The sequence below is a fragment of the Dickeya oryzae genome, assembly GCF_009372235.1.
Taxonomy (GTDB): domain Bacteria; phylum Pseudomonadota; class Gammaproteobacteria; order Enterobacterales; family Enterobacteriaceae; genus Dickeya; species Dickeya oryzae.
Genome location: NZ_SULL01000023.1, coordinates 1 through 25296, shown reverse-complemented (window position 1 = coordinate 25296; position 25296 = coordinate 1). Strand labels below are relative to the sequence as shown.

Sequence of the window (25296 nt, the reverse complement as noted above, 5' to 3'; positions counted from 1 at the left end):
CATTATAGGGATCCGAACGGGTTACACAACCACTTTTTCGATCTTTTTTTCCGTTCGCGCATTTTTCCACCCTTACGTTGAGTTATTGTGCAGGCAACGCTATTTTCTGAGCAATAACGCCGGATCAATCGCAGATCTGGGATCCATTACACTAACGTTAGGAGAATACGGCATATGTCCGAGACATTACGCCCGTTTAAAGGAACGCGCCCTGTTATCGGTAAAAATGTCATGGTGGATCCTTCCAGTGTTGTTATAGGGGAAGTCACACTGGCAGACGATGTGAGCATCTGGCCACTCGTCGTCATCCGGGGGGATGTTAACTTTATCCAAATTGGCGCTCGAACCAACATTCAGGATGGTTGTGTTTTACATGTCACCCATCGTTCAGAAAAGAACGAACATGGAAATCCACTCATCATCGGTGAAGATGTCACTGTCGGGCACAAGGTCATGCTGCATGGCTGCACCATCGGCAATCGTGTGCTGGTAGGAATGGGATCAATCCTTCTTGATGGCGTCACAGTTGAGAATGACGTCATCATCGGAGCAGGTAGTCTGGTTTCACCTGGGAAGACGCTGGAGACAGGCTACCTTTATCTGGGTAGCCCAGCTAAAAAGATCCGCCCACTCACTGAGCAAGAGCTGGAAGGTTTACACTATTCAGCCAACAATTATGTGCGTTGGAAAGACGAATACCTAAACCAGCCATCCCAGTAAATAAAGCATGGGCGCTTTTCAATTAATTAATGGATTCACTCCCCAAACAGAAAGCGCCCTTTTCATCATACTCATCATTACGGATCAAACGCTCAAACTCATCTTCCCAATCCCAACGATGTTCGCGAAACAGTGACAGCCACTGTTCCGGCTGTGCTTCACCGTAGCGAGTAAGCAAAACATCCCGTCTAATGATGCACTCACGCTGGAACCCATCGGCCAGTACCGGAAAAATGATCGCCTCATCAAGATCACTCCACCGCTCCCGGTCGGGGAATTGGATCGCCTGATTCATGCCCCCAGTTCCTGCTTCATTTTACGGATCACCGGCACAACGTCAGGCATGACACCGTGCCACAAATTGAACGCATGTGCCGCCTGCCAGACCAGCATACCTATACCGTCAACATACCGTTGCGCCCCTTGCTGGATGCACCATTTCAAAAAAGGCGTCGGTTCCGACTGATAAAACATGTCATAACAGCACACATCGGGAGATATCAGAGAAGCAGGTAAATCAGGCACATCACCCGCTATACCTGATGAGGTGGCATTAATAATTACATCAACACGCTGACTATCTAGTGTTTCTAACGGTAGTGCACTTACCTGACCATAGCAGTTGAAATGCTCAGCCAGTGCTGCCGCTCTGGCAAATGTACGGTTAACGATGATTACCTCGCATCCGTATGCAAGCAAAGGCTGAATAACGCCACGTGCTGCGCCCCCAGCTCCCACGAGCAACACCCGATTACGCGGCTGGATAAACTCATGCTGCTGCAAATCACTCAACAGGCCTATACCATCCGTATTATCACCATACAACGAACCATCACCTTTCTTTTGAACCGTGTTAACGGCACCAGCAGAACGGGCTCGTTCACTTAACTCATCCACCGCAGCACACGCACGTTCCTTGAATGGGGCAGTCACATTCGCGCCACATGCACCATTCTGAAAAAAGGCATTCAGGCTATCTTCAAAACCATCCAATGGGGCGAGAATACGCTCATATGTCAGCGAAATCCCGGTTTGCTCTGCAAACAACGCATGAATACGCGGCGATTTGCTATGCGCGATAGGATGACCAAAAACAGCAAAAGATTGACTCGCGGACACCTTATTCTCCAGTAGTTACTACCCTTGACGCAGCATTTCACCCGTCAAAGCATCACGAATTTCAGACGGATTCAGACGACCGCCAACTTCCCCATTCAGGACAGGAAAACGCTCGCCAAACTGCGCAGTAACTTCTCTGGCGGTACGACAGGGCGGCTGACCGCTCAAGTTAGCGCTGGTTGAAACCAGCGGCTTGCCAAATGCCAAACACAATTGCTTCACCAACGGATGATCACTCACTCGCACCGCCAGCGAACTAAAACGTCCAGTCAACCAGTCCGGTGTTTCCGCTCTGGCTGGAATCACCCAGGTCACCGGACCAGGCCAGGTAGCGAAAATCGTCTGACGTTGCGCATCAGGCAAGGCAGAGAACTCAATATAAGATTCCAGTTGCTGAAAATTCGCTGCAATCAGAATCAGACCCTTTTCACGCGGGCGTTGTTTTAGCGCCAGCAAGCGCTCTACCGCCACCTCACTGTCAGGATCACATCCGAGTCCAAATACAGCCTCCGTTGGGTAGGCGATCACTCGCTCTTCCCGCAATTGCTGTAACAGCAGTGCTAAATCTTCAGAATTTACGTTACTCATCACTATGACGTTCTTCTACCGGCTTTCCACATAATTTACTGGCGCAAAAGCGTCTTACTCCGTGCGCGGTTTTCTTCTCGAGTAATAATGGATAATGACAATACTCACACTCCCCTGCGAGCGGCTTATGATTCAGCGAAAATTGACAAGAGGGGTAACGCTCACACGCGTAAAACGTCTTGCCGTAGCGAGATTTCCGCTGAAGCAATCGGCCTTCATGGCATTGGGGGCATATCAAGGCAGTTTCATCCGGGCGATCAATCGCTTCTGTATGATCGCATTCAGGATAGTTGCTACAGCCAATGAACATACCATAGCGCCCTTGACGTAACACCAGTGTCGACTGGCAGCAAGGGCAAGATTGACCATCCAGCACTTTCACCACATGCCCATCAGCATTGGCTTTAAGCGGCCGGATATAACGACACTCAGGATAATTTGAACAGCCAAGAAACGGGCCGTGCTGCCCGGAACGGATAATCAGCACAGCCCCGCATTCAGGACATACCTGTTGATGCTTGTCAGCAATAACGGCTTTGTTCATGATTTACTCTGATTCCCGACTACTGCAAATACCCTTCATTAGCCTCAAAGAGTAAATCTTCCATTTGCTGATAGGCATTTTCACAACCAGGCACATTGAACAGCACCATCAAAATGACCCATTTCAAATCCTCAAGGTCAAAATCCTGTGTCTCAAGTGCCATGACCCGATCAATAACCATTTCTCGGGTTTCCAGATTAAGGACTTTAATCTGCTCAAGAAACAGCAGAAAACCGCGGCAATCCGCATCCAGACGCTGCTCTTCTTCAGCCGTGTAGATGCGTAACGCCAGGGGATCACTGGCCAATGCTAAAGGCGGAGTTTGCCCTTCCTGCAGATCAGCCAGTTTCTCCAGCCAGTCCAACGCGCTGTAGATATCATCACGATCAAATCCCGCGCGGGTGAGGTCATCAGTCAACGTATCCTGATCGACACGCATTTCAGTTTCATTGTGGATGTAAGTTTCAAACAAGTACATGAGTACGTCGAACATGGCCTGCCCTCCTTATACGGACATAGCCGCCGGGTACAGCTGCGATCCACCCTGCTAACTCCAGATCCAGTAACTTAGTCACCACCTCTGGCACAGGTTGGCCGGCACGTTCAGCGACAACGTCAACAGGTGTAACCTCATCTCCTACGGTAGCCAACACATCAGCAAATGGCAATTCCAGTTCACCTTCCGTCGCACAAATAATTTCCGGAGCGCCCTCATTGGGAATATCGGCAAACCAACGCAGCCCATTATGGAGTTGTTCAAAAATGTCCTGAGGCTGAGTAACCAAGGTTGCGCCTTGTTGTATCAGCCAGTGGTTACCCTCCGTCATCGGATTGCCAATCGGACCGGGCAAGGCAAAAACCTCACGATTCTGTTCCAATGCATAACGCGCCGTCACCAGCGATCCACTACGCAGTGACGCCTCTACGACCAGAACCCCCAGACTTAATCCACTAATGATGCGATTACGGCGAGGAAAGTTTACCGGCAGCGGCGGTGTATTTAGAGGGAATTCCGACACCAGGGCACCGCCCTGCGCCACGATGGCATCCGCTAACGCCAAATGTCGGCGGGGGTAAAGTCGACGTAATCCACTTCCTAAGACGGCAAGGGTTTTCCCTTCTGCCTGTAACGCGGCGCGATGGGCAATTCCATCAATACCGACGGCCAGCCCACTGGTTACTGTCAAACGATTCTGGCTGAGTTGTTCGCTAAAGAAATGTCCCCACTGTTCGCCATAAGCACTATTGTTACGGCTACCCACCACCGCGATTTGCGGAGATGACAGGAGGGTTGGCTCTCCAATGACATACAGACATGCAGGGGGAGACGCAATGTTACTGAGCAGTGGAGGATAATCGTCGCTGCCGAATGTCACCAGATGATGGGCTGACGTTTCCAACCAGCTTATGGAATTCTGTATATCCAAATCACTCAGGCCGAAAAATTGCTCAGTCTGATTTTGCGTCAAACCTAACGCTTTCAGATGTTCGGCCGAATATGAATTCTCGGCCTGCAATTGGCTGAACACTAGCGCGCAGCGTTTGGCACCAAGCCCCTTAACCGACGCCAGACGCAACCAGATTTCCGTATCCGTCATACCCCACTCCACACCCTGCTCTACTGTGGCCGTGATGCTGTCAATCACCCTCGGAAATGTCTACAATAAAGACTGGAGCATTCTAACCACCTGAATACAGATCTAAACCTATATGTCAGTCTTGCAAGTATTACATTTTCCCGATGAGCGGCTTCGCACTCAGGCAAAGCCGGTAAAAGAAGTTAATGCAGAAATTCAGCGTATCGTGGACGATATGTTCGACACCATGTACGAGGAAGAAGGTATTGGCCTTGCCGCAACACAAGTTGATATCCATCAGCGCATCATTGTTATCGATGTCTCCGAAGAGCGGGATCAACGACTTGTGCTGATCAACCCGGAACTGCTGGAAAAATCCGGTGACACCGGAATAGAAGAGGGCTGTTTGTCGATTCCAGAAACCCGTGCACTGGTTCCTCGGGCTGAGCACGTCAAAGTGCGGGCGCTAGACCGTGAAGGAAAGCCTTTTGAACTTGATGCTGATGGATTGCTGGCAATTTGTATCCAACATGAAATGGATCATTTGGTTGGTAAGCTGTTTGTCGACTATCTGTCGCCGCTTAAGCGCCAGCGCATTCGCCAAAAGCTGGAGAAATTAGCCCGGCAAAACAGCAAGGCATAAAACAGTATCGTAAACCTATATCCAGACAGGAAACTACGTGTCATTACGCATTATTTTCGCAGGAACGCCCGATTTCGCCGCGCAGCACCTTGCGGCGTTGTTATCCTCGGAGCATGAGATTGTCGGCGTCTTTACCCAGCCTGACCGCCCGGCAGGGCGCGGTAATAAACTGACCCCCAGTCCGGTCAAGGTGTTGGCCGAGCAGCATGGTATCCCGGTATTTCAACCCAAGTCATTACGCCTTGGCGAAAACCAGCAAATCGTGGCAGGACTCAACGCTGACGTGATGGTCGTGGTTGCCTATGGTCTTATCCTGCCACAAGCCGTTCTGGATATGCCTCGTTTGGGATGCATCAACGTTCATGGGTCACTATTGCCACGCTGGCGTGGAGCTGCACCGATACAACGTGCGCTTTGGGCTGGTGACGGCCTGACTGGCGTCACGATTATGCAAATGGATGCCGGATTAGATACTGGAGCCATGCTTCATAAAATCGAATGTCCTATTTTGCCGGATGACACCAGCGCTACACTCTACGACAAACTGGCGAAGCTTGGCCCACAAGGACTGATGGAAACTCTGGCACAGTTGTCTTCATCTCAGGTCACAGCACAAGTGCAGGATGACAGTCTGGCAACCTACGCAGAAAAGCTAAGCAAAGAAGAGGCGCGATTAGACTGGCAATTGTCCGCAGAGCAACTGGAACGTTGTATTCGAGCTTTCAACCCTTGGCCCGTCAGCTATTTTCTGGTTGAGGAACAACCAGTGAAAGTCTGGAAAGCACAGGCGCTAGATACTCAGCACCAACAACAGCCAGGAACAGTGCTTGCAGCCGATAAAGAAGGCATCAGAGTCGCCACCGCTAACGGCATATTAAATATTCAAATTCTTCAGCCATCGGGCAAAAAAGCCATGTCGGCACAGGACTTGCTGAACTCGCGTCGTGAATGGTTCATCCCAGGCAACACATTAGCCTGATGCCTTAAGCTAATGCTATTAGCCTGATACTACGGTGCCGACAGACTTGTCGGTACCATCATTATTCCCCTATTCTTCTGAGCCGATGAAAAGCACATACAATCTTCGCAGTATTGCCGCCGCCACCCTTGTACAGGTTGTAGAACAAGGGCAATCACTTAGTCAATTACTGCCCGCGCTCCAACGTGACATCAGTGAAAGAGATCGTGGCCTGCTGCAAGAGATCTGCTTTGGTGTATTGCGCGTATTACCGCAGTTGGACTGGTATCTTCGTCAACTGATGGCAAAACCGCTTACCGGCAAACAGAAAGTTCTGCATTATCTGCTAATGGTTGGCCTTTACCAGCTCATCCATACCCGCATTCCCCCTCATGCCGCTCTGGCAGAAACGGTGAATGGCGCAGTAGCCCTGAAACGCCCGCAATTAAAAGGGCTGATTAATGGCGTATTACGCCAATTTCAGCGCGAGCAGGAGGCGCTGCAGCAGCGGTTACAGAACAACCCAGCACGTTATTCACACCCCGACTGGCTGCTACAACGACTGAAAAAAGCCTACCCCAGTCAGTGGGAACGGATTATCGACGCCAACAATCAACATCCTCCGATGTGGTTAAGGGTCAATCGCCGTCATCATACCCGTGAAGCTTATCTGGCGTTATTACAGGAAAAAGGGATTGAGGCTCATCCTCACGCACACTATCCAGATGCCATCAGGCTGAGCACGCCTTGTGCTGTCAGTTTATTGCCTGGCTTTGAACAAGGGTTTGTGACTGTACAAGATGCTTCTGCACAGGGCTGTATCCACTGGCTATCACCACAAGACCACGAGGATATTCTTGACCTCTGTGCCGCCCCCGGCGGCAAAACAACACATATACTTGAAGCAGCACCTCATGCCCACGTACTGGCCGTTGATGTTGACGAACAACGTTTGAAACGAGTCAGAGAAAATTTGCAGCGGCTTAATCTGCATGCCGAAGTCAAATGTGGTGATGGCAGAACACCTGCACAGTGGTGCGGTGATAAGTGTTTTGACCGCATTTTACTCGATGCACCCTGCTCTGCTACCGGTGTCATTCGTCGCCACCCAGATATCAAGTGGCTACGTCGGGATAGCGATATCGCCGAACTGGCATCGCTACAAAAAACGATTCTGGATGCTGTCTGGCCACGACTGAAAAACGGTGGCACGCTGGTTTATGCCACTTGTTCGGTATTACCGGAAGAGAATTGCCAACAAATAGCGGATTTTCTGCAACGACACGCTGACGCTATGTTGGTCGATACCGGAATATCGACCTCGCCAGGGATACAAATGTTGCCTGCGGCGGAAGATGGCGATGGTTTCTTTTATGCGAAGCTGATAAAAAGCGGGCAATAGTCCACAGGTCCCCCAACGGGAACAGACACGGCAGAAATGACGATGAAGATAATTATTCTTGGTGCAGGTCAGGTTGGCGGAACGCTGGCAGAAAATTTGTCAGGTGAAAACAACGATATTACGGTTGTAGACACCAATACCACTCGGCTACGCCAGCTTCAGGACAAATTCGATCTGCGCGTGGTTACAGGTTACGCCTCTCATCCACGCGTGTTGCGCGAAGCTGGAGCGGAAGACGCGGACATGTTGATAGCCGTAACCAATTCCGATGAAACCAACATGATCGCTTGTCAGGTCGCTTATTCGCTGTTTAATACCCCCAACCGCATTGCCCGAATCCGTGCATCAGAGTATATCCGCGAGTCAGGGCAGTTATTCCAGTCTGAAGCGGTACCCATCGACCATCTCATTTCACCGGAACAGCTAGTCATCGATAATATCTACAAATTGATCGAATATCCGGGAGCATTACAGGTCGTCAATTTCGCCGAGGGTAAAGTCAGTATTGCTGCGGTAAACGCATATTATGGTGGACCTCTGGTAGGGAATGCCATCGCCACAATGCGCGATCATATGCCGCATATAGAAACCCGGGTTGCTGCAATTTTTCGCCATGACCGCCCTATTCGTCCACAAGGCTCAACCGTTATTGAAGCGGGAGATGAAGTATTCTTTATTGCTGCTTCACAACATATCCGGGCAGTAATGAGTGAAATGCAACGTCTTGAGAAGCCCTATAAACGCATCATGATTGTTGGTGGCGGAAATGTAGGGGCTGGCCTTGCCCGTAAACTCGAGAAAGACTACAGCGTTAAACTGATAGAACGCGATGCGCTTAGAGCTTCGGAATTGGCTGAACGTTTACAAAATACCATTGTTTTCCATGGTGATGCCTCTGACCAGGAATTACTGGCCCAGGAACATATCGAGCAAATCGATGTGTTTATCGCCATCACCAACGATGATGAAGCCAATATCATGTCAGCGATGTTAGCTAAGCGAATGGGCGCGAAGAAGGCAATGGTCTTGATCCAACGCCGGGCCTATGTCGACCTGGTTCAGGGCAGTGTCATTGATGTGGCGATCTCACCGCAGCAGGCAACGATTTCAGCTCTGCTGGGACATGTCCGCAAAGCGGATATCGTCAGTGTCTCATCTCTACGACGTGGAGTGGCAGAAGCCATTGAAGCCATTGCGCATGGCGATGAGGGTACATCGAAAGTCGTCGGTCGCATGATTGCTGATATCAAGTTGCCACCAGGAACAATTATTGGCGCTATTGTCCGTGGTGACGATGTGCTCATTGCTAATAATAATTTGCAGATTGAGCAGGGTGACCACGTCATCATGTTTCTGACCGATAAGAAATATATCTCTGACGTTGAGCGTTTATTCCAACCTAGCCCATTTTTCCTCTGATAACTGTTCCTCAGGGCGTGTTAACCCACGCCCTATCTCATATACCATTTTGGTAATTTATTTATCGCTTGTTAGAATTAAAAAAGGTTTAACAGGAGATAATGCAATGAGCCTAATAAAAGAGTTTCGTGAATTCGCCATGCGCGGCAATGTTGTTGACCTGGCTGTAGGGGTCATTATTGGTGCTGCATTCGGGAAGATCGTATCGTCGCTGGTGTCGGACATTATTATGCCGCCATTGGGGTTGCTGATAGGTGGTGTCGATTTCAAGCAGTTCCATTGGGTGTTACGAGAAGCGCAGGGCAACCTTGCTGCCGTCAGCATCAACTACGGCACATTCATTCAGAATATTTTTGATTTTGTTATCGTGGCTTTCGCTATTTTTATGGCCATTAAACTGATGAACAAATTACGCCGTACTCAGCAGGAACAGCCGAATACCCCGCCGAAAGTTACCGCAGAGGAAAAACTCCTGACAGAAATAAGAGATCTACTCAAACAGCAGATCGATAGCCAGTCTAAAAATTCATAACTGACATTAATAACTGAAACAGCAAATCAGAAGGCCAGTGGTAAAAGTGTTATTTCTCTTACCACTGGCCTCCCAATTTTTACTCTGTGCTTTCTGGTGTTTCTCTTTGCGTCGATAGCTTCCTTTACCTTTGGCATTTTGCTCGACACGCTGGCGAAACAAGGGGTCATGCAGCAATGCTTCGAGTGCATTATCAGTTATTCGACCTTTAGTATGACGATAGTTAGACATAAATTACCTCATTTGATAGACATAACATTGGCAAGAACACCGTATATAACGACAGGTCAGTCGTCTTTATCAGAGTGCAACTTCTTCTCAAACCTGCTCATCAACTGATGCCGATAAGGCATTTTTAAAAAATCCGTATTGACGCCTGAAAGCTGTAAACGCAATTCAAGTGCTCTGAGCTGCCGGGATAACTCAACATACTCTTTTGATGCAGGGTCAGTAACGAGCAGCAAATCTGCCAGCGTCAACGCGTCCTTACGAGCTGACAACTCAGGTGGTAAAAAGCCCGAATTCTTCATCAAGTGGTATGCGCTGCGCAGCTCGGCAGGGACAGCACTATTATCATCCAATTGAAGCGGCCTACCGCTTCCCGATAAGTTCTCCAACTCTCCGCGCTTTTGTGCTTCGAGTATATGACGCTCAGCCCATTCATCAATAGGAAACATAACATAACCCCACACGTGAGATTTTATTCATATGATAGTGGATTGAAAAGCGCTCGAACAGCGGCGGGGAGGACTAAAATAAGGACGTAAAAAAACCGGGTTTCCCCGGCTTTTTTACGCTAGTGCAAATTACTCTGCAGCAGCAACTTCTTCTGTCTGAGAAACTGCGCGATCAACGAGCTCGATGTATGCCATCGGCGCATTGTCACCTGCACGGAAGCCACACTTCAGAATACGAGTGTAACCACCAGCACGGCTCGCGAAACGCGGGCCCAGTTCGTTAAACAGTTTAGCCACGATCTCATTATCACGAGTACGGGCAAATGCCAGACGACGATTAGCAACGCTGTCGGTCTTGGCAAGAGTAATCAGCGGTTCAACAACACGACGCAGCTCTTTCGCTTTCGGCAGGGTCGTCTTGATAATCTCATGACGAACCAAAGAACCAGCCATGTTACGGAACATAGCCTGGCGATGGCTGCTGTTACGGTTCAGTTGACGACCACTCTTACGATGGCGCATGACCTTATCCTTCTCAGTAAAACCTTAACCTGTGATCCGGTTACTCATCAGCAATGCTTGCCGGTGGCCAGTTTTCCAGGCGCATGCCCAGTGACAGACCACGAGAAGCCAGCACGTCTTTGATCTCAGTAAGAGATTTTTTACCCAGGTTAGGCGTTTTAAGCAATTCAACCTCGGTACGCTGTACCAGATCACCGATGTAGTGGATAGCTTCTGCCTTAAGGCAGTTAGCAGAGCGGACAGTCAATTCAAGATCGTCAACAGGGCGCAGCAGGATCGGATCGAATTCTGGTTTCTCTTCTTTCACTTCCGGCTGACGTACATCACGTAAGTCAACGAAAGCTTCCAATTGTTCAGCCAGAATGGTTGCCGCACGGCGGATCGCCTCTTCAGGATCGATCGTACCATTGGTTTCCATTTCGATAACCAGCTTGTCCAGGTCAGTACGCTGTTCAACACGCGCTGCTTCAACATTGTAAGCGATACGCTCAACAGGGCTGTAGCAAGCGTCGACTAACAGACGACCGATCGGGCGCTCATCTTCTTCCGTATGAATACGGGCAGACGCCGGCACATAACCACGACCACGCTGAACTTTGATACGCATATTGATAGATGCATTCTCATCGGTCAGATGGCAGATCACATGCTGTGGCTTGACGATTTCGACATCACCATCATGGGTGATGTCGGCTGCAGTCACAGGGCCAATGCCAGATTTATTCAGGGTAAGAATAACTTCATCTTTGCCTTGAACTCTCACCGCCAGCCCTTTCAGGTTGAGCAGGATTTCCAGGATATCTTCCTGTACGCCTTCTTTGGTGCTGTACTCGTGCAGTACACCATCAATCTCAACCTCGGTCACCGCGCAACCAGGCATGGATGAAAGCAGAATACGGCGCAGTGCGTTACCAAGAGTATGGCCGAAGCCCCGCTCTAACGGCTCAAGGGTCACCTTGGCGTGCGTCGAACTAACTTGCTCGATATCTACCAGGCGCGGTTTTAGAAACTCTGTCACAGAACCCTGCATTGTGTCCTCTCTTTGGTACTAAGCTTTACTTGGAGTAAAGCTCGACGATCAGGTGTTCATTAATGTCCGCAGACAGATCGGTACGTTCAGGAATACGTTTGAACACACCTTCCATCTTGGCAGCATCAACTTCCAGCCAAGTTGGCTTTTCACGCTGTTCAGCCAGCTCCAGAGCGGCCTTAACACGAGACTGCTTTTTCGCCTTCTCGCGGATGCTGACTACGTCATTCGGAGATACCTGATAAGAAGCGATGTTAACAACGCGACCATTTACCATAACAGCTTTGTGACTTACCAGCTGACGAGCTTCTGCGCGGGTAGCGCCGAATCCCATACGGTAAACAACGTTGTCCAGACGACCTTCCAGCAACTGCAACAGGTTGGCACCTGTATTGCCTTTCAGGCGAGCGGCTTCTTTGTAGTAGTTACGGAATTGACGCTCCAGAACACCGTAGATACGGCGAACTTTCTGCTTCTCACGCAACTGTACACCATAGTCAGACAGACGCGGTTTACGTGCGCCGTGCTGGCCAGGAGCTTGTTCAATTTTACACTTGGAATCGATCGCACGAACACCAGACTTTAGAAACAGGTCGGTGCCTTCACGACGGCTCAGCTTGAGCTTAGGACCCAAATATCTTGCCATTTTCTTTCTCCAGCAATCCTAAAAGCGGCGTTACACGCGACGCTTTTTCGGCGGACGACAACCGTTATGAGGGATCGGAGTCACATCAGTAATATTAGTGATGCGAAAACCAGCCGCGTTCAGAGCGCGGATAGTAGACTCACGGCCCGGACCAGGTCCTTTAACCATAACTTCCAGATTCTTGATACCGTACTCTTTCACAGCTTCAGCGCAGCGCTCTGCTGCTACCTGAGCGGCGAACGGAGTGGATTTACGAGAACCACGGAAACCGGAACCACCGGCAGTTGCCCAACCCAACGCATTACCCTGACGATCGGTAATGGTAACGATGGTGTTGTTGAAAGAAGCATGGATATGAGCCACACCGTCAGAGACTTGCTTTCTTACACGCTTACGTGCACGAATAGGTGCCTTTGCCATTATTCAATCACCCCGATTATTTCTTGATCGGTTTGCGCGGACCCTTACGGGTACGGGCGTTAGTCTTGGTACGCTGACCGCGAACCGGCAGACCACGACGGTGACGCAAACCACGATAAGTACCAAGGTCCATAAGGCGCTTGATGCTCAGGGTGATTTCACGACGCAGATCGCCTTCTACAACAAACTTGGCAACTTCGTCACGCAGCTTATCGATTTGCTCTTCAGACAGCTCACTGATCTTAACATCTTCAGCAATACCCGTTGCAGCACAGATAGATTTGGAACGGGTTTTACCAATGCCGTAAATAGCAGTTAATGCAATTACGGTATGTTTATGATCAGGAATGTTAATGCCTGCTATACGGGCCACTATGCACTCCTACAATTTTATAAAGCAATACCATTCTGAAAAGCCCGTTTTCAGGATACTCAAATGACATTGCAGTTACATACAAAAGATTGGCTGGCTAATCTAGCCAGCTCAATCCAACTTTGCAAGAAAAATATGCGAGATAATCAGCCTTGGCGCTGTTTATGCTTCGGTTCGGCACTGCAGATAACGCGAACGATGCCGTTACGCTTAACAATCTTACAGTTACGACATAATTTCTTGACGGAAGCACGAACTTTCATTTTTACTCTCCGTAACTTCTCAAGCCAACCTAATCAGCGGCTATAGCCTTTCAGGTTTGCCTTCTTCAATGCAGACTCATACTGACTTGACATCAGCAGCGTTTGCACTTGAGCCATAAAGTCCATGATCACGACAACGACGATCAATAATGACGTCCCACCGAAATAGAACGGCACTTTCATTGCGTCACGCATGAACTCCGGGATGAGGCAGATAAAGGTAATATACATCGCACCAACTAATGTCAGGCGGGTCATTACTTTATCAATATACTTCGCCGTTTGCTCTCCCGGACGAATTCCTGGCACGAATGCACCGGACTTCTTCAGGTTATCTGCTGTTTCCCGCGGGTTAAATACCAACGCGGTATAGAAGAAACAGAAGAAGATGATTGCAGATGCATAGAGTAACACATAAAGCGGTTGCCCAGGCTGCAGATACAGCGAAATAGTCGTCAGCCAGTTCCAACCGGTACCGCCCCCAAACCACGATGCTATCGTCGCTGGGAACAGAATAATACTGGAAGCAAAGATAGCTGGAATAACACCGGCCATATTCACCTTCAGTGGTAAATGCGTACTCTGTGCTGCATATACGCGACGTCCTTGCTGGCGTTTGGCGTAGTTAACAACGATACGACGTTGACCGCGCTCAATAAACACTACAAAGAACGTTACTGCGAATACCAGCACTGCAACCAACAGCAACAGGAGGAAGTGCAGATCGCCTTGCCGCGCTTGCTCGATGGTATGGCCAATAGCCGGCGGTAGGCCCGCAACAATACCTGCAAAGATTATGATTGAGATACCGTTACCGATACCACGTTCAGTAATCTGCTCGCCCAGCCACATCAGGAACATAGTCCCGGTGACCAGACTGACAACAGCGGTGAAATAAAACGCAAAGCCTGGATTAATTACCAGACCTTGCATTCCAGGCATATTCGGCAAACCGGTAGCAATACCGATTGACTGAAATATTCCCAACACCAGAGTGCCGTAGCGGGTATACTGGCTGATTTTACGTCGGCCAGCTTCCCCTTCCTTCTTAATTTCCGCCAGTGCGGGATGAACCACCGTCAACAACTGAATGATGATGGATGCCGAGATATACGGCATAATTCCCAGCGCGAAAATTGAAGCGCGGCTTAAAGCACCACCAGAGAACATGTTAAACATTTCAATGATGGTACCACGCTGTTGTTCGAGCAATTTGGCAAGCACAGTGGCATCAATACCAGGAATGGGAATAAAAGAGCCAATACGGAAAACAATCAACGCACCGATAACAAACAAAAGTCTGCGTTTCAGTTCGCCAACTCCGCCTTTAGCACTTTGAAAATCTAATCCTGGTTGTTTAGCCATCTGCTACTTATTCCTCAATTTTGCCGCCAGCAGCTTCGATAGCAGCACGAGCGCCTTTGGTGACGCGCAGACCACGAATCGTTACCGGACGTGCAACTTCGCCAGACAGAATCACTTTCGCGAATTCAATCTGAACGCCGATGACGTTAGCAGCTTTCAGCGTATTCAGATCAACAACATCGCCTTCCACACGAGCCAGATCAGACAGACGGATTTCCGCTGTAATCATAGCTTTGCGAGAAGTGAAGCCGAACTTCGGCAGACGACGATACAAAGGCATCTGACCGCCTTCGAAACCACGGCGTACACCACCGCCAGAACGAGAGTTCTGACCTTTGACGCCGCGACCACCAGTCTTACCGAGGCCGGAACCAATACCGCGACCTAAGCGCTTCGGCGCGTGTTTAGAGCCTTCGGCCGGAGACAGAGTATTCAAACGCATCTGTTACTCCTCCACTTTAACCATGTAGGAAACCGCGTTGACCATACCGCGAACAGCAGGAGTATCCTCGCGCTCAACGGTGTGACCAATACGACGCAGACCCAGGCCAAGCAGCGTTGCCTTGTGTTTAGGCAGACGACCGATTGCACTACGGGTTTGAGTAATTTTAATAGTCTTTGCCATGGTCAATTACCCCAGAATGTCTTCAACGGATTTACCACGCTTGGCAGCGACCATTTCCGGGGACTTCATGTTAGCCAGGCCATCGATAGTTGCACGAACCACGTTAATCGGGTTTGTGGAACCATAGGCTTTAGCCAATACGTTGTGAACCCCTGCAACTTCCAGAACGGCGCGCATTGCACCACCGGCGATGATACCGGTACCTTCGGAAGCTGGCTGCATGAACACACGAGAACCTGTGTGTGCACCTTTAACCGGGTGCTGCAGAGTGCCGTTGTTCAGCGCGACATTCATCATATTGCGACGGGCTTTTTCCATCGCTTTCTGGATCGCTGCCGGAACTTCGCGAGCTTTACCGTAACCAAAACCGACGCGACCGTTACCATCACCTACCACAGTCAGTGCTGTGAAGGAGAAAATACGACCACCCTTAACGGTTTTAGATACGCGATTTACCGCGATCAGCTTTTCCTGCAGTTCGCCAGCTTGTTTTTCGATGTGAGCCATCTTACACCTCTACCTTAGAACTGAAGGCCAGCTTCACGGGCAGCATCTGCCAGTGCCTGGACTCGACCATGATATTGGAACCCGGAACGGTCAAAGGCCACACCCTTGATGCCTTTTTCCAGAGCGCGTTCAGCAACAGCTTTACCGACAGCTGCAGCAGCGTCTTTGTTACCGGTATACTTCAATTGCTCAGCGATAGCTTTTTCTACAGTAGAAGCGGCTACCAGGACTTCAGAACCGTTCGGTGCGATAACCTGCGCATAAATATGGCGGGGGGTACGATGTACCACCAGACGAGTCGCACCCAATTCACGGATTTTGCGACGTGCGCGGGTTGCACGACGGATACGAGCTGATTTCTTATCCATAGTGTTACCTTACTTCTTCTTAGCCTCTTTGGTACGCACGACTTCATCGGCGTAACGGACACCTTTGCCTTTGTAAGGCTCAGGACGACGGTAAGCACGCAGGTCAGCAGCCACCTGGCCGATCAGCTGTTTATCCGCACCTTTCAGTACGATTTCAGTCTGAGACGGACATTCAGCAGTAATGCCTGCAGGCAGTTCGTGATCGATAGGGTGAGAGAAGCCCAGGGCCAAATTCACCACATTACCTTTCACGGCTGCACGATAACCTACACCTACCAATTGCAGCTTTTTGGTGAAGCCTTCGGTAACACCGATAACCATGCTGTTCAACAGAGCGCGGGTAGTACCGGCCTGAGCCCAGCCATCGGCAAAACCTTCGCGCGGGGCGAAAGTCAGCACGTTATCAGCTTGTTTAACTTCGACAGCGGCATTGATCTCACGAACCAACTCGCCGTTTTTACCCTTGATCGAAACATCCTGACCGTTGAGTTTTACCTCTACGCCGGCAGGAATGACGACGGGTGCTTTTGCAACACGAGACATTCTTCCCTCCCGATTACGCTACGTAGCAGATAATCTCGCCACCAAGACCAGCCTGGCGAGCTGCACGATCAGTCATCACACCTTTAGAGGTAGAAACAACTGCGATACCTAAACCGGCCATAACTTTCGGCAGCTCATCTTTGCGTTTATAGATGCGCAGACCAGGACGGCTGATACGCTGAATGCTTTCTACAACAGCCTTGCCCTGGAAATACTTAAGAGTCAGTTCCAGTTCAGGCTTGGTGTCGCCTTCAACTTTAAAATCTTCAATAAAACCTTCTTCCTTCAGCACGTTGGCAATTGCCACTTTCAGCTTGGAGGAAGGCATGGTGACCGCAACTTTGTTCGCGGCCTGACCGTTACGGATACGGGTCAGCATATCCGCGATCGGATCTTGCATGCTCATCTGTCTTTACTCCCGTGATTCAATTGGTGACAATTACCAGCTAGCCTTTTTCAGACCCGGAATTTCACCGCGCATGGCGGCTTCACGGACCTTGATACGGCTCAACCCGAACTTCCGCAGGAAAGCGTGCGGACGACCTGTCTGGCGGCAGCGGTTACGCTGACGGGACGGGCTGGAATCACGCGGCAGAGTCTGCAGCTTGAGAACAGCATCCCAACGATCTTCGTCGGATGAGTTCACATTGGAGATGATAGCTTTCAGTTCAACGCGCTTGGCGAAGAATTTATCAGCTAATTTCACGCGTTTAACTTCGCGTGCTTTCATGGATTGCTTAGCCATTAGTAACCCTACCTTACTTGCGGAACGGGAAGTTAAAGGCGGCCAACAGCGCACGGCCTTCATCATCGGATTTCGCAGTGGTGGTAATGGTAATGTCCAAACCACGAACGCGATCGACCTTGTCATAGTCGATTTCCGGGAAGATGATCTGCTCACGCACGCCCATGCTGTAGTTACCACGTCCATCGAATGATTTCGAAGACAGACCGCGGAAGTCGCGGATACGCGGTACAGCAATGGTAATCAGACGCTCAAAGAACTCCCACATGCGTTCGCCACGCAGAGTTACTTTACAGCCGATCGGATAGCCCTGGCGGATTTTGAAGCCTGCAACAGATTTGCGTGCTTTGGTGATCAACGGTTTTTGACCGGAGATAGCTGCCAGATCAGCTGCGGCGTTATCCAGCAGCTTTTTGTCAGCGATCGCTTCACCAACACCCATGTTCAGGGTGATCTTCTCGACCCGAGGGACTTGCATGACAGAATTGTAGCTGAACTGAGTCATCAGTTTGCTAACCACTTCGTCTTTGTAGTAATCATGCAGTTTCGCCATCGTACTACTCCAAATTACTTGATAGTTTCGCTGTTAGACTTGAAGAAACGGACTTTTTTGCCGTCTTCGAATCTAAAGCCTACACGATCCGCCTTGCCGGTGGCCGCATTGAAGATTGCAACGTTAGAAACCTGGATAGCAGCTTCTTTTTCAACGATGCCGCCTGGTTGATTCAGCGCCGGAACCGGCTTCTGATGTTTTTTAACCAGGTTGATACCTTCAACAACGACCTTACCAGAAGTCAGGACGTTCTTAACTTTACCGCGCTTACCTTTATCTTTGCCGGTCAGCACGATAACTTCGTCATCACGACGGATTTTCGCTGCCATGATTCGCTCCTTAGAGTACTTCTGGTGCCAGAGAGATAATTTTCATGAACTTTTCAGTACGCAGTTCACGAGTTACCGGCCCAAAAATACGCGTACCGATAGGTTGCTCGCTGTTATTGTTCAGAATAACGCATGCATTACCATCGAAGCGAACGACAGAACCGTCAGGGCGACGAACACCCTTCTTGGTGCGCACCACTACCGCCTTCAGTACATCGCCTTTTTTCACCTTACCGCGGGGAATTGCTTCCTTAATGGTAATTTTGATGATGTCGCCGACGCCTGCGTAGCGACGGTGCGAGCCACCCAGAACCTTGATACACATTACGCGACGTGCACCGGAGTTATCGGCCACATTCAGCATAGTCTGTTCTTGGATCATGTTTAGTGCTCCGCTAATGTCAACTACTACTTTTCGAACCCTTGCGGGTCATTAATACCCCAGAATCGAGGGCGCAGCATTATAACACCACTTATCGACTGTGGGTAGAAAAAATAAACGGCCCTTTACAGAGCCGTTTATTATCTAGAGAAGTGCAATACTGTATTACAGAATCGCTTTCTCTACAACGCGAACCAAGGTCCAGGATTTGGTCTTGGACAGCGGACGGCATTCGCGGATTTCAACCACGTCGCCAATTCCACATTCGTTGTTCTCGTCATGCACGTGCAGCTTGGTCGTGCGTTTGATGAATTTACCGTAGATCGGGTGTTTCACGAAACGCTCAATAGCAACAACAGCAGATTTCTGCATTTTGTCACTAACGACACGACCTTGCAGAGTACGGATTTTATCGGTCATTACGCACCCGCCTTCTCAGTCAGTAAAGTCTTAACGCGTGCGACATTACGACGCACTTGCTTCAACAGGTGAGTTTGTTGCAGCTGACCGCTGGCAGCCTGCATGCGCAGATTGAACTGTTCACGCAGCAGTCCGAGCAGTTCGGTATTCAGCTCTTCAACGCTCTTTTCACGCAGCTCTTTTGCTTTCATTACATCACCGTCTTAGTTACAAAGGTGGTTTTGATCGGCAGTTTCGCTGCTGCCAGTTCGAATGCCTCACGGGCTAACTCTTCCGGCACCCCGTCCATTTCGTACAGGACTTTACCTGGCTGAATCAAGGCAACCCAATACTCCACGTTACCTTTACCTTTACCCATACGCACTTCAAGCGGTTTCTCAGTGATCGGTTTGTCCGGGAATACACGGATCCAGATCTTACCCTGACGCTTAACAGCACGGGTCATAGCACGACGAGCAGCTTCGATTTGACGAGCAGTCAGGCGACCGCGGCCAACAGCTTTCAGACCGAAAGTGCCGAAGCTAACATCCGTACCTGCAGCCAGACCACGGTTGCGGCCTTTGTGCACTTTACGGAATTTTGTACGCTTTGGTTGTAACATTCAGCGACTCTCCTTACTTGCGGCCTTTACGCTGCTGCTTTTTCGGTTGAGCAGCCGGTTTTTCCGGTTGTTCAACGGCAGCCATACCACCCAGGATCTCACCTTTGAAGATCCACACTTTCACACCGATGACACCGTAAGTGGTGTGCGCTTCGGAGGTGTTGTAGTCGATGTCAGCACGCAGTGTGTGCAACGGAACACGACCTTCGCGGTACCATTCGGTACGTGCGATTTCGGCGCCGCCCAGACGACCGCTAACTTCAACTTTGATACCTTTAGCGCCCAGACGCATGGCGTTCTGAACAGCACGCTTCATCGCGCGACGGAACATAACTCGACGTTCCAGCTGAGAAGTGATGCTGTCAGCAACCAGTTTTGCGTCCAGTTCAGGCTTACGAACTTCAGCGATGTTGATCTGCGCCGGTACGCCAGCGATATCCGCTACGCCCTTACGCAGTTTTTCAACGTCTTCACCTTTCTTGCCGATAACGATACCCGGACGAGCAGTGTGAATGGTCACACGAATGCTTTTAGCCGGACGTTCGATAACGATGCGAGAAACGGAGGCCTTCTCCAGTTCCTTGTTCAGGTACTGACGAACTTTAAAATCGCTGTCCAGGTTGTCAGCGAATTCTTTGGTATTCGCATACCAGGTAGAGTTCCAAGTTTTGACAATACCCAGGCGAATACCATTAGGATGTACTTTCTGACCCATTGCTAGTCTCCAGAGTCTCAGCGATCGGACACAACCACAGTGATGTGGCTGGTACGCTTCAGGATGCGATCCGCACGACCTTTAGCACGCGGCATAATGCGTTTCATGCTCGGGCCTTCGTCTACGAAGATTTTCGCAACTTTCAGATCGTCAATGTCAGCGCCATCGTTGTGTTCTGCGTTAGCAATGGCAGACTCCAGTACTTTCTTAACCAGACCAGCAGCTTTCTTGTTGGTATAGGTCAAAATATCCAGAGCTTGCGACACTTTCTTACCGCGAATCAGGTCAGCCACCAGGCGAACCTTCTGGGCAGAAGAACGAGCATGGCGATGTTTAGCGATAGTTTCCATCTCTTCCTCCTACCTTATTTCTTCTTGGCTTTTTTATCAGCCGCGTGGCCGCGATAAGTACGAGTCGGCGCGAATTCACCCAGCTTGTGTCCGACCATCTCATCAGAGATGAATACCGGAACGTGCTGACGACCATTATGGACAGCGATGGTCAAACCGATCATGTTTGGAAAGATCGTTGAGCGACGGGACCAGGTGCGCAGGGGCTTCTTGTCACCGCTTTCCACCGCTTTCTCTACCTTCTTCAGCAAGTGCAGGTCAATAAATGGACCTTTCTTGAGAGAACGTGGCATGGTTTATCCTCTAAAATTATTTAGTACGGCGACGTACGATGAATTTATCAGTACGCTTGTTGCTGCGGGTCTTCTTACCTTTGGTCTGAACGCCCCACGGAGTAACCGGGTGCTTACCAAAGTTACGACCTTCACCACCACCGTGCGGGTGGTCAACCGGGTTCATTGCCGTACCGCGAACGGTCGGACGAACACCACGCCAGCGTGCAGCACCTGCTTTACCCAGAACGCGCAGCATATGCTCAGCATTGCCAACTTCGCCCAGCGTTGCGCGGCAGTCGGATTCGACTTTACGCATTTCGCCAGAACGCAGACGCAGGGTAACGTAAGCACCTTCACGAGCAACGATCTGAACGTAAGCACCAGCAGAGCGAGCCAGCTGGCCGCCTTTACCTGGTTTCATTTCTACGTTGTGAACCGTTGAACCGACCGGGATGTTACGCATCGGCAGGGTGTTACCAGCTTTGATTGCAGCATCAACACCAGACTGAATCTGGTCACCTGCTTTCAGGCCTTTCGGCGCCAGGATGTAACGGCGTTCGCCGTCTTTGTACAGAACCAGCGCGATGTTCGCGGAACGGTTCGGATCGTACTCCAGACGCTCAACTACAGCAGGGATACCATCTTTGTTGCGTTTGAAGTCAACAATACGGTACTGCTGTTTGTGACCACCACCGATGTGACGAGTGGTGATGCGACCATTGTTGTTACGGCCACCGCTTTTGCTGTTTTTTTCCAGCAACGGGGCATACGGTTTGCCCTTGTGCAGCTCAGGGTTAACCACTTTAACAACGTGGCGACGACCCGGAGATGTCGGTTTACACTTAACAACTGCCATTGTTCTTACTCCTCCGACTTACTCTGCGCCGCCGATGAAGTCCAGATTCTGGCCTTCTTTCAGGGTGACGTAAGCTTTTTTCCAGTCGCTACGACGACCGATACGCTGTCCGTGACGTTTTACTTTCCCTTTAACAACCAGGGTGCGGACGTCATTGACTTCGACTTCAAACAGTTTCTGTACAGCAGCTTTGATTTCTGCTTTAGTCGCGTCTTTAGCAACTTTGAGTACGATGGTATTGTTTTTTTCCATCGCAGTAGACGCTTTTTCAGAAACGTGCGGCGCGCGCAATACTTTCAGCAGACGTTCTTCACGAATCATGCCAGCATCTCCTCAACTTGCTTAACAGCATCAGCAGTCATAACCACTTTGTCGAAGGCGATCAGGCTTACCGGATCGATGCCTGCTACGTCGCGTACGTCAACCTTGTACAGGTTGCGAGCGGCCAGGAACAGGTTCTCATCCAGCTCACCAGTGATGATCAGCACGTCATCCAGCGCCAGTTCTTTCAGTTTCTGAGCCAGCAGCTTGGTTTTCGGTGCTTCAACAGAGAACTTCTCGACAACGATCAGACGGTCCTGACGTACCAGTTCGGACAGGATGCTTTTCAGCGCGCCGCGGTACATCTTTTTGTTTACTTTCTGGCTGTGATCCTGCGGCTTGGCTGCGAAAGTCACGCCACCAGAACGCCAGATCGGGCTCTTGATAGAACCAGAACGCGCACGGCCGGTGCCTTTCTGACGCCACGGTTTTTTACCGGAACCAGTTACTTCAGCACGGGTCTTCTGAGCGCGAGTACCTTGACGGGCACCTGCTGCATAAGCAACAACAACCTGGTGAACCAGCGCTTCGTTGAAATCACGACCGAAGGTAGTTTCGGAAACAGTCAGCGCGCTTTGCGCGTCTTTCAATACTAATTCCATTGCTATCTCCTCACGCCTTCACAGCCGGTTTAACGATCAGGTCGCTACCGGTTGCACCCGGGACTGCACCTTTAACCAGCAGCAGGTTGCGCTCAGCGTCAACACGTACTACGTCCAGGCTCTGAACGGTTACACGTTCGTTACCCAGCTGGCCTGCCATTTTCTTGCCTTTGAACACTTTGCCCGGAGTCTGGTTCTGACCGATAGAACCCGGAACACGGTGAGACAAGGAGTTACCGTGGGTAGCGTCCTGAGTGCGGAAGTTCCAGCGCTTAACGGTACCGGCAAAGCCTTTACCTTTAGAAGTACCGGTAACGTCTACTTTCTTAACGTCAGCGAAAACTTCAACGCTAATGTCCTGTCCTACAGCGAATTCTTCGCTGTCAGCCAGACGGAATTCACGCAGAGTACGACCAGCCTCAACGCCAGCCTTGGCAAAATGACCTGCTTCAGGCTTGGTTACACGGTTAGCTTTTTTAGCGCCGGTGGTGACCTGGACAGCACGGTATCCGTCGTTCTCCAGGGTTTTAACCTGAGTCACGCGGTTTGCTTCAATTTCGATTACGGTTACGGGGATAGAAACGCCTTCTTCAGTGAAGATGCGGGTCATACCCACTTTTTTACCGACTAAACCAATCATTGTTTCAACCTCTCAATCGCTCAATGACCTGATTAACCCAGGCTGATCTGCACGTCTACACCGGCAGCCAGATCCAGACGCATCAGAGCATCAACGGTTTTCTCGGTTGGCTCAACGATGTCAACCAGACGCTTGTGAGTGCGAATCTCGTACTGATCACGCGCGTCTTTGTTAACGTGCGGGGAGATCAGAACGGTAAAGCGCTCTTTGCGGGTCGGCAGCGGGATCGGACCACGGACCTGCGCACCAGTGCGCTTGGCAGTCTCGACGATTTCCGCGGTTGATTGATCGATCAGACGATGATCAAACGCTTTCAGGCGGATACGGATTCTTTGGTTCTGCATGAGACCAGAGCTCCAATTATTTTATAAACGAAAATAATTACTACTCGCACCCATTACGATTGATGGGAGAGTGTAATCGTTCGGTACATAACCCCCATATCGGGAGTATTGTTCGGCGGGTATCGGGTACCTGCCTTCAGATTCATACGAATCGGGCCTACCATTTCAGGTAAGCCCGCGCATTATACGTAAATTCGCTCAGGAAGCAATCGAAAGTTAGAAATGATGCTTTATTAACCTGGTTAGGGTTACATCGTGGTCATCTTGACGCATGTGGCAGAGGGGAGAACATCACTCTTCTTTCAACTGCGTTTGCAGGTAATTCTGTATACCCAGACGCGCAATCAGCTCCAGTTCAGTTTCCAGCCAATCGATGTGCTCTTCTTCATCGGTGAGCACCTCAATCATCAAATCACGGCTGACATAATCTCTCACGGAATCAGCATAGGCGATGGCCTCGCGTAAGTTCTTCGCGCCTTCAAGCTCTAGCGCGAGATCCGAGCGTAGCATCTCTTCAACATCTTCGCCGATATTCAGTTTGCCGAGATCCTGTAGATTGGGGACCCCTTCCAGAAACAGTATGCGTTCAATATACCGATCTGCATGTTTCATTTCGTCAATCGACTCATGATACTCATGCTCGTTAAGACGCTTAAGTCCCCAGTTCTTAAACATGCGGGCGTGAAGGAAGTACTGGTTGATAGCCACCAGCTCATTGCCCAACAGTTTATTCAGATGTGTAATGACATTTTTATCGCCTTTCATGACTTTGCTCCTCCGCTTCAGTATTAAAAAGTGTAGAAGCGGTCTACACAGAGTCAAAAAAATGCCCTTACGACTCAGGCGACTTTATACAATTGCGCATCTTTTGCTGTTTCTTCTTCCAGAATCAGCCTGGCCTGGCGGATACATTTGCCGCATGACGTTCCGATCGGCACAAATTGCTTCAGCTGTTTCAGCGACTGTGGTTGGTGCTGGCGAACAACTTGCCGGATAACTTTATCGGAGACGGCATTGCATAGACAGACATACATACGCGGGTAACTCATTTTTTAATCAACCAACCGCATTGTAAATAAGAATGGTTTTTATTTCAATTCATGATTGGAGTAATAAAAAAGGGTACCGAAGTACCCTTTTCACTTTTCATGTAGTTATCGATATTAAGCGATAACTTTAGCAACCACGCCGGCGCCTACAGTACGGCCACCTTCACGGATAGCGAAACGCAGACCATCGTCCATTGCGATCGGAGCAATCAGGTTTACAACCATCTTGATGTTGTCGCCAGGCATAACCATTTCCACGCCTTCCGGCAGTTC

The 25296-nt window shown here is 49.9% G+C and carries 45 protein-coding genes; 6 read left to right on the top strand and 39 right to left on the bottom strand.

Annotated elements, in window-relative coordinates; all coding sequences use genetic code 11:
- The first annotated feature begins 174 nt into the window (after positions 1-174).
- Positions 175-720 carry a gamma carbonic anhydrase family protein gene (locus FAZ14_RS20055; protein ID WP_016943901.1) on the top strand — a complete coding sequence of 182 codons (546 nt, stop codon included), beginning with the start codon at positions 175-177 and terminating at the stop codon, positions 718-720.
- A 22-nt stretch (positions 721-742) separates the two neighbouring features.
- Here FAZ14_RS20055 and FAZ14_RS20050 read toward each other — a convergent pair whose 3' ends face one another.
- From FAZ14_RS20050 to dprA, 6 genes are read right to left on the bottom strand one after another with little or no spacing between them, the layout of a single operon-like run.
- The gene (locus FAZ14_RS20050; protein ID WP_016943902.1) at positions 743-1015 is read right to left on the bottom strand and encodes a DUF1488 family protein; all 273 of its coding nucleotides are present in this window, start codon (positions 1013-1015) and stop codon (positions 743-745) included.
- Positions 1012-1839 (bottom strand): shikimate dehydrogenase, encoded by an 828-nt coding sequence (gene aroE / locus FAZ14_RS20045; protein WP_016943903.1) that lies wholly within the window; start codon positions 1837-1839, stop codon positions 1012-1014. The genes FAZ14_RS20050 and aroE overlap by 4 nt, the downstream gene beginning before the upstream one ends.
- A gap of 18 nt (positions 1840-1857) precedes the next feature.
- Positions 1858-2427: an L-threonylcarbamoyladenylate synthase type 1 TsaC gene (gene tsaC / locus FAZ14_RS20040; protein WP_029456668.1), complete on the bottom strand. Its 570-nt coding sequence runs from the start codon at positions 2425-2427 to the stop codon at positions 1858-1860.
- The gene (locus tag FAZ14_RS20035; protein WP_016943905.1) at positions 2420-2971 is read right to left on the bottom strand and encodes a DNA topoisomerase family protein; all 552 of its coding nucleotides are present in this window, start codon (positions 2969-2971) and stop codon (positions 2420-2422) included. The genes tsaC and FAZ14_RS20035 overlap by 8 nt, the downstream gene beginning before the upstream one ends.
- Positions 2972-2990: 19 nt before the next feature.
- Positions 2991-3464, bottom strand: a complete 474-nt coding sequence (locus tag FAZ14_RS20030; protein WP_012886329.1) for a DUF494 family protein — start codon at positions 3462-3464, stop codon at positions 2991-2993.
- Positions 3436-4569 (bottom strand): DNA-protecting protein DprA, encoded by a 1134-nt coding sequence (dprA, locus tag FAZ14_RS20025; RefSeq protein ID WP_153509089.1) that lies wholly within the window; start codon positions 4567-4569, stop codon positions 3436-3438. Before dprA ends, FAZ14_RS20030 begins: the two co-directional genes overlap by 29 nt.
- A gap of 112 nt (positions 4570-4681) precedes the next feature.
- Here dprA and def point away from each other — a divergent pair, with 112 nt between their 5' ends.
- The 5 genes from def (at position 4682) to mscL (ending at position 9502) form a co-directional block, all read left to right on the top strand.
- Positions 4682-5191 carry a peptide deformylase gene (gene def / locus FAZ14_RS20020; RefSeq protein WP_012886331.1) on the top strand — a complete coding sequence of 170 codons (510 nt, stop codon included), beginning with the start codon at positions 4682-4684 and terminating at the stop codon, positions 5189-5191.
- 37 nt (positions 5192-5228) lie between these two features.
- Entirely contained in the window at positions 5229-6170 is a 942-nt protein-coding gene (gene fmt, locus FAZ14_RS20015) for a methionyl-tRNA formyltransferase (protein ID WP_153509088.1), read from the top strand.
- Between the two features lie 85 nt (positions 6171-6255).
- Entirely contained in the window at positions 6256-7551 is a 1296-nt protein-coding gene (rsmB, locus tag FAZ14_RS20010; protein WP_038925451.1) for a 16S rRNA (cytosine(967)-C(5))-methyltransferase RsmB, read from the top strand.
- Positions 7552-7593: 42 nt separating this feature from the next.
- Positions 7594-8970, top strand: a complete 1377-nt coding sequence (trkA, locus tag FAZ14_RS20005) for a Trk system potassium transporter TrkA (protein ID WP_020477088.1) — start codon at positions 7594-7596, stop codon at positions 8968-8970.
- Between the two features lie 106 nt (positions 8971-9076).
- On the top strand, positions 9077-9502 hold the full coding sequence (gene mscL / locus FAZ14_RS20000; protein WP_016943910.1) for a large-conductance mechanosensitive channel protein MscL: 426 nt from the start codon (positions 9077-9079) through the stop codon (positions 9500-9502).
- 6 nt (positions 9503-9508) lie between these two features.
- On the opposite strand, the gene FAZ14_RS19995 is transcribed toward mscL, so the two are convergent.
- The 33 genes from FAZ14_RS19995 to FAZ14_RS19835 form a co-directional block, all read right to left on the bottom strand.
- Positions 9509-9733: an alternative ribosome-rescue factor A gene (locus tag FAZ14_RS19995; protein WP_029456669.1), complete on the bottom strand. Its 225-nt coding sequence runs from the start codon at positions 9731-9733 to the stop codon at positions 9509-9511.
- Positions 9734-9789: 56 nt separating this feature from the next.
- Entirely contained in the window at positions 9790-10179 is a 390-nt protein-coding gene (locus FAZ14_RS19990) for a DnaJ family domain-containing protein (protein ID WP_016943911.1), read from the bottom strand.
- Positions 10180-10308: 129 nt separating this feature from the next.
- Positions 10309-10701, bottom strand: a complete 393-nt coding sequence (rplQ, locus tag FAZ14_RS19985; protein WP_012768122.1) for a 50S ribosomal protein L17 — start codon at positions 10699-10701, stop codon at positions 10309-10311.
- Between the two features lie 40 nt (positions 10702-10741).
- Positions 10742-11731 carry a DNA-directed RNA polymerase subunit alpha gene (locus FAZ14_RS19980; protein ID WP_012768121.1) on the bottom strand — a complete coding sequence of 330 codons (990 nt, stop codon included), beginning with the start codon at positions 11729-11731 and terminating at the stop codon, positions 10742-10744.
- 25 nt (positions 11732-11756) lie between these two features.
- A complete protein-coding gene (gene rpsD, locus FAZ14_RS19975) occupies positions 11757-12377 on the bottom strand; it encodes a 30S ribosomal protein S4 (RefSeq protein ID WP_012768120.1) in 621 nt (206 codons plus the stop codon).
- Between the two features lie 30 nt (positions 12378-12407).
- The gene (gene rpsK, locus FAZ14_RS19970; protein WP_002919257.1) at positions 12408-12797 is read right to left on the bottom strand and encodes a 30S ribosomal protein S11; all 390 of its coding nucleotides are present in this window, start codon (positions 12795-12797) and stop codon (positions 12408-12410) included.
- A 16-nt stretch (positions 12798-12813) separates the two neighbouring features.
- Positions 12814-13170: a 30S ribosomal protein S13 gene (rpsM, locus tag FAZ14_RS19965; protein WP_012768119.1), complete on the bottom strand. Its 357-nt coding sequence runs from the start codon at positions 13168-13170 to the stop codon at positions 12814-12816.
- 146 nt (positions 13171-13316) lie between these two features.
- A complete protein-coding gene (gene rpmJ, locus FAZ14_RS19960; protein WP_012768118.1) occupies positions 13317-13433 on the bottom strand; it encodes a 50S ribosomal protein L36 in 117 nt (38 codons plus the stop codon).
- A gap of 33 nt (positions 13434-13466) precedes the next feature.
- Positions 13467-14798 carry a preprotein translocase subunit SecY gene (gene secY, locus FAZ14_RS19955; RefSeq protein WP_012886340.1) on the bottom strand — a complete coding sequence of 444 codons (1332 nt, stop codon included), beginning with the start codon at positions 14796-14798 and terminating at the stop codon, positions 13467-13469.
- A gap of 7 nt (positions 14799-14805) precedes the next feature.
- Positions 14806-15240, bottom strand: a complete 435-nt coding sequence (gene rplO, locus FAZ14_RS19950; protein ID WP_012886341.1) for a 50S ribosomal protein L15 — start codon at positions 15238-15240, stop codon at positions 14806-14808.
- Positions 15241-15243: 3 nt separating this feature from the next.
- Complete coding sequence (gene rpmD, locus FAZ14_RS19945) at positions 15244-15423, bottom strand: 50S ribosomal protein L30 (protein WP_004846568.1); 180 nt, start codon at positions 15421-15423, stop codon at positions 15244-15246.
- Positions 15424-15429: 6 nt separating this feature from the next.
- Positions 15430-15930 (bottom strand): 30S ribosomal protein S5, encoded by a 501-nt coding sequence (gene rpsE / locus FAZ14_RS19940; RefSeq protein ID WP_012768115.1) that lies wholly within the window; start codon positions 15928-15930, stop codon positions 15430-15432.
- 14 nt (positions 15931-15944) lie between these two features.
- A complete protein-coding gene (gene rplR / locus FAZ14_RS19935) occupies positions 15945-16298 on the bottom strand; it encodes a 50S ribosomal protein L18 (RefSeq protein WP_012768114.1) in 354 nt (117 codons plus the stop codon).
- 9 nt (positions 16299-16307) lie between these two features.
- The gene (gene rplF / locus FAZ14_RS19930; RefSeq protein ID WP_013319697.1) at positions 16308-16841 is read right to left on the bottom strand and encodes a 50S ribosomal protein L6; all 534 of its coding nucleotides are present in this window, start codon (positions 16839-16841) and stop codon (positions 16308-16310) included.
- A 13-nt stretch (positions 16842-16854) separates the two neighbouring features.
- Positions 16855-17247: a 30S ribosomal protein S8 gene (gene rpsH, locus FAZ14_RS19925; protein WP_012768112.1), complete on the bottom strand. Its 393-nt coding sequence runs from the start codon at positions 17245-17247 to the stop codon at positions 16855-16857.
- A gap of 33 nt (positions 17248-17280) precedes the next feature.
- On the bottom strand, positions 17281-17586 hold the full coding sequence (gene rpsN, locus FAZ14_RS19920; RefSeq protein ID WP_012768111.1) for a 30S ribosomal protein S14: 306 nt from the start codon (positions 17584-17586) through the stop codon (positions 17281-17283).
- Between the two features lie 13 nt (positions 17587-17599).
- Positions 17600-18139, bottom strand: a complete 540-nt coding sequence (gene rplE / locus FAZ14_RS19915; RefSeq protein ID WP_016943913.1) for a 50S ribosomal protein L5 — start codon at positions 18137-18139, stop codon at positions 17600-17602.
- 14 nt (positions 18140-18153) lie between these two features.
- Complete coding sequence (gene rplX / locus FAZ14_RS19910; protein WP_012768109.1) at positions 18154-18468, bottom strand: 50S ribosomal protein L24; 315 nt, start codon at positions 18466-18468, stop codon at positions 18154-18156.
- 10 nt (positions 18469-18478) lie between these two features.
- Entirely contained in the window at positions 18479-18850 is a 372-nt protein-coding gene (gene rplN / locus FAZ14_RS19905; RefSeq protein ID WP_012768108.1) for a 50S ribosomal protein L14, read from the bottom strand.
- 165 nt (positions 18851-19015) lie between these two features.
- A complete protein-coding gene (gene rpsQ / locus FAZ14_RS19900) occupies positions 19016-19270 on the bottom strand; it encodes a 30S ribosomal protein S17 (RefSeq protein WP_012768107.1) in 255 nt (84 codons plus the stop codon).
- Complete coding sequence (gene rpmC, locus FAZ14_RS19895; RefSeq protein ID WP_012764048.1) at positions 19270-19461, bottom strand: 50S ribosomal protein L29; 192 nt, start codon at positions 19459-19461, stop codon at positions 19270-19272. Before rpmC ends, rpsQ begins: the two co-directional genes overlap by 1 nt.
- On the bottom strand, positions 19461-19871 hold the full coding sequence (gene rplP / locus FAZ14_RS19890; RefSeq protein ID WP_012768106.1) for a 50S ribosomal protein L16: 411 nt from the start codon (positions 19869-19871) through the stop codon (positions 19461-19463). The genes rpmC and rplP overlap by 1 nt, the downstream gene beginning before the upstream one ends.
- A 13-nt stretch (positions 19872-19884) precedes the next feature.
- Entirely contained in the window at positions 19885-20586 is a 702-nt protein-coding gene (gene rpsC / locus FAZ14_RS19885; RefSeq protein ID WP_012768105.1) for a 30S ribosomal protein S3, read from the bottom strand.
- 17 nt (positions 20587-20603) lie between these two features.
- Positions 20604-20936: a 50S ribosomal protein L22 gene (gene rplV / locus FAZ14_RS19880; protein WP_012764045.1), complete on the bottom strand. Its 333-nt coding sequence runs from the start codon at positions 20934-20936 to the stop codon at positions 20604-20606.
- Positions 20937-20950: 14 nt separating this feature from the next.
- Positions 20951-21229 carry a 30S ribosomal protein S19 gene (gene rpsS / locus FAZ14_RS19875; RefSeq protein ID WP_012764044.1) on the bottom strand — a complete coding sequence of 93 codons (279 nt, stop codon included), beginning with the start codon at positions 21227-21229 and terminating at the stop codon, positions 20951-20953.
- 16 nt (positions 21230-21245) lie between these two features.
- Positions 21246-22067, bottom strand: coding sequence for a 50S ribosomal protein L2 (gene rplB / locus FAZ14_RS19870; protein WP_016943914.1), 822 nt, complete (start codon positions 22065-22067; stop codon positions 21246-21248).
- An 18-nt stretch (positions 22068-22085) separates the two neighbouring features.
- Entirely contained in the window at positions 22086-22388 is a 303-nt protein-coding gene (gene rplW, locus FAZ14_RS19865; protein WP_009111205.1) for a 50S ribosomal protein L23, read from the bottom strand.
- Complete coding sequence (gene rplD, locus FAZ14_RS19860) at positions 22385-22990, bottom strand: 50S ribosomal protein L4 (protein ID WP_012764041.1); 606 nt, start codon at positions 22988-22990, stop codon at positions 22385-22387. Before rplD ends, rplW begins: the two co-directional genes overlap by 4 nt.
- Before the next feature lie 10 nt (positions 22991-23000).
- The gene (rplC, locus tag FAZ14_RS19855; RefSeq protein ID WP_016943915.1) at positions 23001-23630 is read right to left on the bottom strand and encodes a 50S ribosomal protein L3; all 630 of its coding nucleotides are present in this window, start codon (positions 23628-23630) and stop codon (positions 23001-23003) included.
- A 32-nt stretch (positions 23631-23662) separates the two neighbouring features.
- A complete protein-coding gene (rpsJ, locus tag FAZ14_RS19850) occupies positions 23663-23974 on the bottom strand; it encodes a 30S ribosomal protein S10 (protein ID WP_001181005.1) in 312 nt (103 codons plus the stop codon).
- Between the two features lie 291 nt (positions 23975-24265).
- Positions 24266-24739 (bottom strand): bacterioferritin, encoded by a 474-nt coding sequence (bfr, locus tag FAZ14_RS19845; protein ID WP_016943916.1) that lies wholly within the window; start codon positions 24737-24739, stop codon positions 24266-24268.
- Positions 24740-24813: 74 nt separating this feature from the next.
- On the bottom strand, positions 24814-25008 hold the full coding sequence (bfd, locus tag FAZ14_RS19840; RefSeq protein ID WP_012886346.1) for a bacterioferritin-associated ferredoxin: 195 nt from the start codon (positions 25006-25008) through the stop codon (positions 24814-24816).
- Between the two features lie 129 nt (positions 25009-25137).
- Positions 25138-25296: EF-Tu C-terminal domain-related protein (locus FAZ14_RS19835; protein ID WP_478210376.1), on the bottom strand; the 159-nt coding region annotated here is incomplete at its 5' end.